The organism is Candidatus Eisenbacteria bacterium (assembly GCA_035577985.1).
GTDB lineage: Bacteria > Desulfobacterota > Binatia > DP-6 > DP-6 > DATJZY01.
In genome coordinates this window covers 1-10,896 of the sequence record DATJZY010000082.1, presented here as the reverse complement: position 1 = coordinate 10,896, position 10,896 = coordinate 1, and the positions used below count along the sequence as shown (strand labels likewise).

9 protein-coding genes are annotated in these 10,896 nt (G+C 70.9%); 5 read left to right on the top strand and 4 right to left on the bottom strand.

From position 1 onward, the window contains the following. Positions 1 to 137 precede the first annotated feature (137 nt). Both VMS22_12125 and nrtS read right to left on the bottom strand, forming a co-directional pair. Positions 138 to 1,586: a hypothetical protein gene (locus VMS22_12125; protein HXJ34771.1), complete on the bottom strand. Its 1,449-nt coding sequence runs from the start codon at positions 1,584 to 1,586 to the stop codon at positions 138 to 140. 36 nt (positions 1,587 to 1,622) lie between these two features. Further along, positions 1,623 to 1,856, bottom strand: a complete 234-nt coding sequence (gene nrtS, locus VMS22_12120) for a nitrate/nitrite transporter NrtS (protein HXJ34770.1) — start codon at positions 1,854 to 1,856, stop codon at positions 1,623 to 1,625. Between the two features lie 62 nt (positions 1,857 to 1,918). On the opposite strand from nrtS, the gene VMS22_12115 reads away from it, so the two are divergent. Together VMS22_12115 and VMS22_12110 are read left to right on the top strand one after the other, a co-directional pair. Beyond that, positions 1,919 to 3,040, top strand: coding sequence for an amidohydrolase family protein (locus VMS22_12115; GenBank protein ID HXJ34769.1), 1,122 nt, complete (start codon positions 1,919 to 1,921; stop codon positions 3,038 to 3,040). A gap of 24 nt (positions 3,041 to 3,064) precedes the next feature. Beyond that, positions 3,065 to 3,916, top strand: a complete 852-nt coding sequence (locus VMS22_12110) for a CoA ester lyase (GenBank protein ID HXJ34768.1) — start codon at positions 3,065 to 3,067, stop codon at positions 3,914 to 3,916. A gap of 275 nt (positions 3,917 to 4,191) precedes the next feature. Here VMS22_12110 and VMS22_12105 read toward each other — a convergent pair whose 3' ends face one another. Beyond that, positions 4,192 to 6,069, bottom strand: a complete 1,878-nt coding sequence (locus tag VMS22_12105) for a hypothetical protein (GenBank protein HXJ34767.1) — start codon at positions 6,067 to 6,069, stop codon at positions 4,192 to 4,194. An 82-nt stretch (positions 6,070 to 6,151) separates the two neighbouring features. Between VMS22_12105 and VMS22_12100 the strand changes: the two genes are divergently transcribed. After that, complete coding sequence (locus VMS22_12100) at positions 6,152 to 7,507, top strand: cytochrome P450 (GenBank protein ID HXJ34766.1); 1,356 nt, start codon at positions 6,152 to 6,154, stop codon at positions 7,505 to 7,507. A gap of 2 nt (positions 7,508 to 7,509) precedes the next feature. On the opposite strand, the gene VMS22_12095 is transcribed toward VMS22_12100, so the two are convergent. Then, the gene (locus tag VMS22_12095; protein HXJ34765.1) at positions 7,510 to 8,265 is read right to left on the bottom strand and encodes a sulfite exporter TauE/SafE family protein; all 756 of its coding nucleotides are present in this window, start codon (positions 8,263 to 8,265) and stop codon (positions 7,510 to 7,512) included. 164 nt (positions 8,266 to 8,429) lie between these two features. Here VMS22_12095 and VMS22_12090 point away from each other — a divergent pair, with 164 nt between their 5' ends. Both VMS22_12090 and VMS22_12085 read left to right on the top strand, forming a co-directional pair. Next, entirely contained in the window at positions 8,430 to 10,451 is a 2,022-nt protein-coding gene (locus VMS22_12090) for a sulfatase (protein HXJ34764.1), read from the top strand. Positions 10,452 to 10,518: 67 nt separating this feature from the next. After that, positions 10,519 to 10,896 (top strand): alcohol dehydrogenase catalytic domain-containing protein (locus tag VMS22_12085; protein HXJ34763.1); only part of this gene is annotated, 378 nt, incomplete at its 3' end.

Sequence of the window (10,896 nt, the reverse complement as noted above, 5' to 3'; positions counted from 1 at the left end):
AGCTAAGGCACGGCCGGCAAGAGGCACGGGCTCGTGCTCAGTCTCGGTCTCGCGCCAACGGGACCTCGGTCAGCAACCCCGAGCTCCGTGCCTCCTCCCGGCGCCTGCACTCTAGCCCGGGCGACAAGACACAAGCGTCAGTCGGTCGCGGCCGCGAGGTCGTTCTCGGTCACGTGCTCGACGGGCGTTCCCTTGAAGCGCACGTTGATGCTGGCCGTGAACGGCACGCCGCGGAAGCGGCCGCCGCCGCGCAGCGCGAAGGCACCCCGCAGGTGCGCGTCGTCGACGAGGCGGATCCACCCCGTGCGCCGCCTCAGGCGCACCGGGGGAAAGCAGGCCAGGAACGCCTGGCGCTCCTCCTCGAAGTTCGCCGGCATGAGGAGCGTCTTGCCCGCCCGTCCCGGGGTCATCATGCCGAGCTCGTCGACGGCCGACGCCGCATCGCACCCGGCGAACTGCGGCAGGCGGTACCGCCTCGCTTCGTCGACGATCAGCACCTCGCCGAAGCGCTGCCGCCGCGTCGCCGAATTGCCGAGCGCCGACACGGTCGTGGTCGTCTTGCCCGCGAGCAGCCAGCACTCGAGCGGGTCGTTCCTGCACTTGTGCGACCCCGGGTCGCACGTGTCGCGCGTGCACAGGTCGTCGTCGGCGCAGTCGGCGTCCTCGTGACAGCAGTCGGGGACGGTCTCGAAACCGCAGCCCACGAAGTTGGTGAAGCTGCCGCAGACCGACGCGACGCACGGGTCGCCGGACGCAGGACACGTGACGGGCTTGTAGATGCACGCGCCGTGCTCGCACGTGTCGGTCGTGCAGATGTCGGCGTCGTCGCAGAACCTCGGCGGCCCGGGAATGCAGAGCGCCGTGAAGCAGGTGTCCCCATTGCTGCAGAAGTTCCCGTCGTCGCAGGGCTTGCCGACGACGTCGAAGGCGACGCCGCAGGCGCCGGTGAGCGGATTGCACACCCCGACCTGGCACTGGTTGCCACCCGGGCAGTCGTCGGGTGCGGTGCCGATGCAGCGGCCCGCCTGACACGCATCGCCGATCGTGCACGGGTTCTCGTCGTCGCAGCTCGTGCCGTCGTCGGCGCTCGCGCACCCGGGATCGCCGCGCTGGTAGCGCAGGCTGCCGTGGAAGCCGGCGGTGGCGGCGGGGCACTTGCCCTCGAAGTCGACCGAGAGCGTCACGAGGTCGCCCTGCGCGTCGGTCGCGATGTCGTTCACGACGAAGCGCCCGACGAGGTCGAAGCACCAGCCCGCCGCTTCGACGACGAGATACGGCGCATCGAGGCCGTTCGAGACCATCGTGTTCTCGTACACGCCGGCCACGAGCGGGTAGCCCGGCCGCGGTCCGATGAAGATGCGCGCGGCGTATGCGCCGTCGACGTATACGGAGACGGCCTGGCGCGGCGTTCCGCTCAGCAGGTCGCGCTGTGCTTCGAAGGTCGCCCGCGGCTCGGCGAGCACGTCGAGCTGGCCGAAGGTCACCGTGTCGCCCTGCTCGCTGTCGATGGCGAGGTAACTCCCGGCGCGTGCGAGCGGCGGCGCGGCCACCAGCGCGACGACCAGACTCACAAGAGCGATGCGCACCCGCGCCGAGGCATACCACCCCACGGCTCCGGTGGGTCAATGGCCGCGCCGCTGCGCTTCGAGCGTCGCGCCGACGCTCGAGAAGGTCGACACGAGGTACGGGACGATCACCGTGAGCCCCATTCTCGCGAGCCGGCCCGGAGGCAGGTCGCCGGCGAGGATCGCGTCGCCGTGGTTGATCGCGATCAGGACCGAGCCCACGACGACCGCGTATCCGCAGGCGCGGCGCACGATCGGGCGGGAGGTGGCGATCCGGAGCCAGGGGGCCATGCCGGGGTCTAGCACGAAATCCCCTCTTGAAACGAACGTTCGTTCTCCCATATGGTGCCCCCATGCCGCGCGACTACCAGCTCATTTCCGCCGACTCGCACGTCCTCGAGCCGCCCCACATCTGGACGACGTACATGCCGAAGAAGTTCCACGACAAGGTGCCGCGGGTCGTCCCCGACGGCGAGGGCGGCGAGGCGTGGCAGTTCGCGCCCGACATCCCACCCGCACCGATCGGCATCTACGCGTCGGCCGGCCGGGCGCACGACGACATCCGGTGGACGGGCGTCACGTTCGCGGCCGCGAACCAGGGAAACTTCCGCGGCGAGCCGCGCCTGCAGGAGCAGGACGTCGACGGCGTCGACGCCGAGGTGCTCTTCGGCTCGGCGCGCATGATGAGCCACTTCTTCTCCGACCCCGATCCCGAGTTCCAGCTCGCGGGGGTGCAGGCCTACAACAACTGGCTCGTCCAGGAGATCATGAAGGTCGACCCGAACCGCTTGATCGGGCTCGCCGCGATACCCGCGCTCGACACGAAGGCGGCGATCGCGGAGATGGAGCGCTGCCTCAAGCTCGGCTTCCGCGGGGTGTGGCTCAACACCTTCCCGTCGGTCGGCGACAAGATCGGCCCCGACGACGATCCCTTCTGGGACGCGTGCCAGCAGACCAAGGTGGCCGTGCACTTCCACGTGCGCGTCATGCGCAAGGTCGCGAAGCCGAAGCCCAAGGGCAAGCGCGGCGATGATCTCACGGGGCTCGCGAACGTCGGCGCCGCCGACATGATCACCGACATGCCGGAGATCATCAGCTCGGGCGTGCACGACCGCTTCCCGGAATTGAAGTGGGTCGCTGTCGAGACGGGCTCGGGCTGGATCCCGTACATCCTGGAGCAACTCGACGACCGCTGGTGGCGCAACAAGAGCTGGCTGCCCGTCAAGCTGAAGCACGAGCCCAGCTACTACTACCGCCGCAACTGGATGTCGGCCTTCATGATCGACCACTACGCCGTGAAGAACCGCCACCTCCTCGGCGTCGACAACCTCATGTGGTCGACCGACTACCCGCATCACGGCTGCGACTGGCCCCAGACGCGCAAGACCGTCGACGAGATGTTCCGCGGCGTGCCGGACGACGAGCGCCGCAAGATGACGGCGCTCAACGCTGCCAAGCTGTACGGGCTCGCCTGAGGCGCGACGGCGCGCGGCCGCGTGATGTCGACGTCGACCGCGCCCGAGGCGTCGCTCCTTCGCTCGCTCCTGTTCGCGCCGGCGACGAAGGCCGAGCGCCTCGCCAAGGCGGCGATCTCCGGCGCCGACGCCGTCATCGCCGACCTCGAGGACGCCGTGGCGCCGGCCGAGAAGGACGCGGCGCGGGGGAGCGCCCTCAGGTGGCTCCGCGGCCCGGCCGCGCCCGCCGTCGCGCGCTGCCTTCGATCGAACGGGCTGCGGACGCCGGAGGGCCTGCGCGACGTGCTGGCGCTCGTCGAGTCGGGGGCGGCGCCCGACTTCCTCGTCGTCCCGAAGGTCGAGAGCCCGCAGGAGCTGGGCATCCTCGACGCGCTCCTCGCCGGACCGACCCGCTTCCTGCCGCTCATCGAGACGGCGCGTGGGCTCTCGCGAGCCGAGCGCATCGCCGCCCATCCGCGCGTCGCCGGGCTGCTGCTCGGCGGCGCGGACCTCGCCGCCGATCTCGGCGCCACACTCGACTGGGAGGCCCTTCTGTGGGCCCGGTCGCGCCTCGTGCAGGCGGCGGCGACCGCCGGCGTCGCCGTCATCGACGTGCCGCACCTCGTGCTCGAGGACGGCACCGCGCTCGCCGCGGAGTGCGCCCGCGTCCGACGCCTCGGGTTCACCGGCAAGCTCGCGATCCATCCGAAGCAGGTCGCGGCGATCAACGCCGCCTTCACGCCGGCAGGCGACGAGGTGCTGCGCGCCCGTCGTATCGTCGACGCGGCCGAAGCCGCGGGCGGCGGCGTGTGCGTCGTCGACGGCAAGATGGTGGACGCACCCGTCCTGCGCGCGGCGCGCCGTACCCTCGCGCTCGCCGCTCGCCGGCCGTCCTAGGAACGACCCAAGACTCCGTCTTGGGTCGGGGGCGAGAATGATGCGCTCGTGGTACGCGCGACCGGCATGCCGCGACCGGCGAAGCCGGCGCGGCACACTCGCTACGCGCGGGAACATCGTTCCCGTCGAACGTAGGCCGTCATCGCGCTGCAACCCATCGCGCGTATTTCGCCTGCCGCGCCAGCTTCGCTGGCCGCGGCATGCCGGTCGCGCGTGCCACGAACGTGGCACTCTCGCGTCTGCCCCGACCCAAGACGTAGTCTTGGGTCGGCTTCTTAGTCGCTCTTCGCCTTGAACGACGTCGCGGTGTTCTGCTGCGCCGCCGAGAACGTCGACTCCCAGCAGGCGCCGCCCTCCGCCTGGAGCTGGACGCGCACCGGCGTCGTGAGGCCCGTCGGCGGCAGCGCGAGGCCGAGGTTCGGCCCCTTGCCCTTGAAGCTGATCTTCGCCTTCCCGGCCGCGCCGGACAGGAGCGTCATCTTGTCGGCGCCCTCGGGGGTCCGATCCTTGTCCTTGTACTTGAAGCCCTTCGTCCCGATCGGCTTCCAGCACGCGAGCGGACCGCACGCGCCGCCCGCCGGCATGTCGGGCGAGATGACGAGATGGGTGCCGTTCTGGTCGAACACGCACAGCGTGTAGTCGGTCGTGCCCATCGGATCGCCGAAGTCGGCGAACATGGTCTCTGCGCCCTGCGTCCACTTCCACGACACGAGATCCGACGTGCTCACGGACGAGTCCTTCAGCAGGAGCTTCGCACGACCGGTCGAGATCGGCACGCGGCAGCCGAGCTTCGGCCCCACGACGCAGCCGCCCGGCTCGCACGTCTCGCACGGCCCGCAGCCGCCGGTCGCGCCGCCGCACACGCCAGCGCTGCACGCCTCGCCCGACGAGCACGCGTCGCCGTCGTCGCAGGGCGTTCCGTTCGGCACCAGCTGGTCGGTGGGACAATTCGGATTGAACCCGTCGCAGCTCTCGGCGACGTCGCACTGCCCCGTCGCCGCGCGACAGAGGGCCGTGCTCTTCTGATCGGGCGGGCACTCGTTGTTGAAGCCGTCGCACGACTCCGCCAGGTCGCAGACGCCCGCCGCCGGACGGCAGACGCCGGTGCTCTTCGTGTCGTCCGGGCACAACGGTGAGAGCCCGTCGCAGGCCTCGGCCAGGTCGCACGAGCCCGCCGCAGGACGGCAGAGGACGAACGCGGGCATCACGCTGTCGAGCGGGCACGCGCCGTCGACGCCGTTGCAGACCTCCGTGTTGTCGCACCCGCCGACGGCGGCGCGGCACGTCGTTCCCGCCGTACGCAGCTGACAGGTGGACGTGCAGCACGATCCCTGCGTCCCGTTCCCCGCCCCGTCGTCGCACTGCTCGAGGTAGCTGGGTCCGCCGTCGAGGACCCCGTTGCCGCACAGCGAGGTCAGCGTGACGGTGACGAAGTGCCCGTCGTCGGCCTGGACCCGCGGCGGGTTCCCCGGGTAGTCGCCGGCCGTCTCGGTGCTGTCGTCGGACGTGCCGCCCATGCGCACGGCGGCCTCGTCGCCGGCCGCGGGGCTGAATGCCTCCTGGTTCCACGTGAAGCGCAGCGTATGGGCCTGCGCGCTCCCGTTGCTCACGCCGAAGATCGCCGCCGACGCGGTCTGGTCGAAGGCCACCGTGATGGGATCGAAGACGAGCGGGATGTCGTTCGCCCGGCCCGGGTCCGCGAGGTTGAGCGTCCCCGTGGTGAGCGTCCCGCCGGTGAAGCTGCCGGCGAGCGCTGACATGTCGGCGAAGTGATCGGCGACGAAGATGTTGTCCTCGATCAGGTGCAGATCGCCCTTGCGATGCGTCGCGACGACCACGCGGTAGGCGCCGGGCGCGGTCACGCTGAAGCTGATCGTGTAGTCGGAGTCCAGGTGCTCGAGCCGGGCGTCGCCGAACAGCCCCGAATCGGCCGTCACCAGCGCCTTGTAGCGGGTCGTGAACGCGCTGGCCGTCGCCGCCGTCACCGTCACGAAGCTCTCGCGCTCGAAGCTCGGATTGACGCCGGGACCGCTCGTCTCGTCAGGGCTGTTGGCCGGGTTCGGGATCGCGGTGACGCCGGTGATCTGCGCGGTCGCGAGTCGGGCGACGACGAGCGTGACGAATACGACGAGACGGATCGATCCGGGCGCCATCTACGCTTCCCCCCTCTGGTTGGTCACCGGTCTGGCGGCGGAGGGCTACCACGACCACCCGCTCGGGTGTCAATGAAGATGCATGCCGATCGAGGGTTCGCTCCCACCGCGCGCCGCCGGCGGTCTGCCCGTGCTCGGGCACCTGCTACCCTTTCTTCGCAACCCGACGGCGTGCCTCGCGACGCTGCGCGCCAAGCACGGCGACACGTTCCTGGTCGACCTCATCGGCTTCCGGCTCCTGTTCGTGTTCGGTCCGATCGGGCTCCGCAGCCTCTACGGCCTCGCCGAGGAGGACGCGAGCTTCGGCGAGGCGACGCGCACGCTCCTCGGTCTGAAGCTGCCGCCGGAGCTGCAGGCCGGCGACCTCACCGTGTTCCAGCACCTCTTCAACCGCGAGCGGATGGAGAGCTACCTCGGGCACGTAAACGCCGCCGTCGACGACGCGCTCGCCGAGCTCGGCGACGGCGGCACGTTCGAGGCCTTCGCCCACATGAAGCGCCTCGTGCACCGGATCGGCTTCCGGTGCTGGGCGGGACGCGAGGCGGCGTCGCCGCCATATCTCGATCAACTGATCGCGTGCTTCGAGCGCTTCGATCCGGAGGAGGTGTTCGTCCGCCCGTCTGCGCTCTTCGTGACCATCCTCACGCGCAAGGCGCCCGAGCGCCGCGCGCTCCGCCGCGCCGCCGCGATCCTGGACGAGATCTGGGCCGCGCGGGAGCGGAGCGGCGCCCGCGAGGGCGACATGCTGGAGCAGCTCCACACGCTCTTCGCGGCCGATCCGCCCGCCGCCCGTGCCGAGCGCGTCGCGAAGAACGTGATGATCCTGCACCTGGCGTCGCTCGCGAACCTCTACGCGTCGCTCGCCTGGACGCTCGTGAACCTGCTCCAGTTCCCCGAGCATCGCGCCGCCGTCGAAGGCGAAGCGGCGGCGATCGGCGGCGGGAACCCGAACGGCCTCGTGCGCGACCAGCGCGCGCTGGCGGAGCTCGTCCTGCTCGAGTCGTGCGCGATGGAGTCGATCCGCCTGGCGCAGCGCTCGCTCACGCTGCGCAAGGTCATGCGCCCGTGCTCCGTCGAGACGGATCTCGGCGCCTTCGCCCTCGAGCCCGGCGCGTACGTCGCGACATTGCTCTCGGTGAGCAACGCCGCGTACGACACGCTGGGTCGCTTCGATCCCCGTCACTACGAGCGGGGGCGCCTCGCCGACCACGTCCGGGTGCCCGCCAAGGAGGCCGTGAGCACCTTCGGGCACGGACGGCACGCCTGCGTCGGCGAGCGCTTCGCCATGTCGGCGATCAAGATCGCCATCGTGCGCTACCTGGACGCGCTCGATCTCCAACCCGGGTTCGCGCGCGCCGCGGCGCCGACCGGACAGATGGGTGCGGTCGCACGCTCCGCGGCGCCCTGTCCGGTGCGCTACGCGCGCAAGCGGAGCTGAGCTCAGCGCCCGCGGACGAACAGCGCGATCGCCATCGCCACGCCGACGCAGACGACGAAGCCGCGCACGGTCGACGGCGGAAGGCCGCGCGCCACCCGCGCCGCGATCCAGCTCCCGGCGACCTGCCCCGCCGTCAGCACGGCCGCGTCCTTCCACGCGACGGCGCCGAAGCAAATGAAGTAGAGGGCCGCGATCCCGTTGATGAGGATCGCGTAGTAGTTGCGGAGCGCGATGGCGCGGTGGATCGCGACGAAGCCCGCGAGCGCCAGACCCGCCAGCATCATGATGCCGATGCCGGCGCCGAAGTAGCCCCCGTACACCGAGACGAGGAACTGGTACGTCATGACCGTGCCGAAGCGCGGCTCGTCGGGCATGCCGCCCCGCGAGGGCGGGCTCCGTCGTCGCGCGAGCGCGTTGATCGGGCCGGAGAGGGCGAAGAGCGCCGTCGCGAACAGAATGAGGTAGGGGACCAGCCACGAGAACACGGCCGACGGCGTGCGCAACAGCAGGACGGCGCCCACGACGCCGCCGGCGAGCGACGGGATCGTGCCCCACAGGATCCACTCGCGGAGCCCGATCAGGTCGCGGCGGTAGCCGTGGAGCGCGGCGACCGAGCCCGGCGACAGGGAGACCGTGTTGGTGGCGTTGGCGAGGATGGGCTCGCGCCCGAGCCACACCAGGATCGGGAAAGTGATGAGCGAGCCCCCGCCGGCGACGGCGTTGACGCCGCCGGCGACGAGCGAAGCGGCGAAGAGCAGGAGGGCGTCGGGCGCGGCCAGAGCCGCTTCCTGTATCGACCGTCACCGGGGCTGGTCAATTCCGATCGACCAGGAAGATTTTGGGTTGACCCCGCCACGATCGGGTGCGTATGCCGGAGGAGAAGAGAGGCGCGGGCGTGCGCCGCTCGCGCCGGGGAGGCTCGATGCTTCGTCGCGCGCTGTCGCTGCTGGTCGCCGTCCTGCTGCTCGCCGGTCACGCGGTGGCCCTCGCCGCCCAATGCACGACCCGCGACGATGCGCGCGTCCTCTCCCGCAGCGTGAAGAAACGGGCCGCTTGCGCGAGCCGCGCCTTCCGCTCGGCGACGGCGAGCAAGGCGTGCCTCAACCCGCCCGCGCCGCCCGCCTGCGCCGGCACGATCGTCGACGACACGATCGCGCTCGCCTTCGGCACGAACAACCCGCCGGCGGGCGTCATCGACCGCACGCTCACCCGCGACCAGTACCGGTGCCAGAAGCAGATCGGGAAGGCATCGGCGAAGTTCGTCGCCGACGAGGTGAAATATCTGATCCGCGGCTTCACCCTGGAGAAGGCGCAGACCATCGCGCGACGCCAGCTCGACCGTGTGCCGCTCAAGTGCGCCGTCCAGACCGTCCTCGATCCGAGCGGCGTCGTCATTCCGAGCGTCGGCGCGCCCTGCCAGGGCAACGTCGACCAGCCGGCGCGCGCCGTCCTCGAAGCGGACGGGCTCCGGGCCTGCCTGGTCGCCGCCCTCCAGACGCGCGTCGACGCGATCGTGCCCGCGCCGCCGGCGCGCCCGAACCTCATCATCATCCTCACCGACGACCAGCGCTGGGACACGACGGACCTGACCCACTCGCTCGACGGCGTGACACCGGTGATGCCGAACGTCGAGAACCGGCTCGCAGCCGCCGGCGTCAAGTTCCCGAACGCCTACGTGTCGACGGCGCTCTGCTGTCCGAGCCGCTCGAGCATCCTGCGCGGCGAGTACGCGCACACGACCGGGGTGCTCTCGAACACGCAGCCCATCGGCGGCGCCGCGAACTTCGACGACAGCTCCTCGCTCGCCACGTGGCTCAGCGCCGCCGGCTACCGCACGGGGCTCTTCGGAAAGTATCTCAACGGCTACAACACGCTGTGGACGCTACCCGCGCCGCCCTACGTCCCGCCCGGGTGGAACGAGTGGCACGCCTTCAAGGGCACGAAGTTCTACGACTACATCCTGGTCGAGAGCGGCGTCGACTATCCCGCGCCGACCGAGGTGTCGTACCCGTCGACGTGCACCAACTACACGGGATGCCCCGCCGATCAGCCCGGCGAGGATCCCTGCCCGTCGCCGCAGAACTACTCGACCGACGTCCTCGCCGCGAAGGTGCTCCAGTTCCTCGACCAGTCGGCGGGCCAGCCGTTCTTCCTCTACTTCGCGCCGTTCGCGCCGCACGCCCCGGCGTGCGCCGCGCCGGGCGACGAGGACTCCTTCGCCGCCCTGCCCGCGTGGCGACCGCCGAACTGGAACACCGAGCCCAGCCCCGATCCGCCGACGTGGGACGCGAACCTGTGCCCGATGGGCCAGGGCAAGATGAACAACATCGACAATTTCCGGCGCAAGCAGCTCGCGTCGCTCCAGGCCGTCGACCGCGCCGTCGGCGCGATCATGGACAAGCTGGTCGCGCTGGGCCAGGACCAGAACACCTTCATCCTGTTCACGGGCGACAACGGCTACTCCTGGGGCGCGCACTGCCACGCGCCCAAGCGCTGCCCGTACGACGAGTGCATGCACGTGCCGCTCGTGATCTCGTATCCACCGGTGACGACGCCGGCGCGCGTCGACACGCGGATCGGCCTCAACATCGACTTCGCGTTCACGTTCGGTGAGCTCGCGGGCGTGGTCCCGCCGATCCAGGAGGACGGCCGCAGCATGGTGCGGCTCGTCGACGACACCGAGCCCGCGTGGCGCACGGACTTCGTCTACGAGCAGTGGCTCGACCCCGACGACGAGGACAACGACGTCGTGCCGCCGACGCTCGCCAGCGTGCGCAGCGAGCAGTTCATGTACACCGAGTACGTGGGCGGCGAGACGGAGCTCTACGACCTCGTCGCCGACCCGTTCCAGCTGACGAACCTCACCAACGATCCAGCCTACGCGACCACCAAGGCCGACATGGCCGCACGCCTCCGCCAGCTCCGTCCCGACTGGACGCCGTGATCGGCGGGCGGGGCTCGCAGTCGCCGGGCTTGCGCCCGGACCCGCCGTCGACTACGCCTCGCCCGCCATGCGCGCTGCCGTCCTCGAAGAAGCGGGAAAGCCCCTCGTCGTCCGGAGCGACGTCACGATCGCCGACCCGCGTCCCGGCCACGTGCGCGTGCGCGTGAAGCACTGCGGGGTCTGCCACTCCGATCTCAGCATCGTCGACGGCGTCTTCCCGTCGCCGACGCCGATCGTGCTGGGGCACGAGGCCGCGGGCGTCGTCGACGCGGTCGGCGCCGACGTCGACGGGCTCGCGCCCGGTGATCCGGTCGTGCTGACGCCGGTCGCGCCCTGCGGACAGTGCTACTGGTGCGTGCGCGGCGAGCCGGGCGTGTGCGTCAACGCCGGCATGATCCTCACGAACACCTTCCGCGACGGCACGACCGGGCTCTCGCGCGGCGGC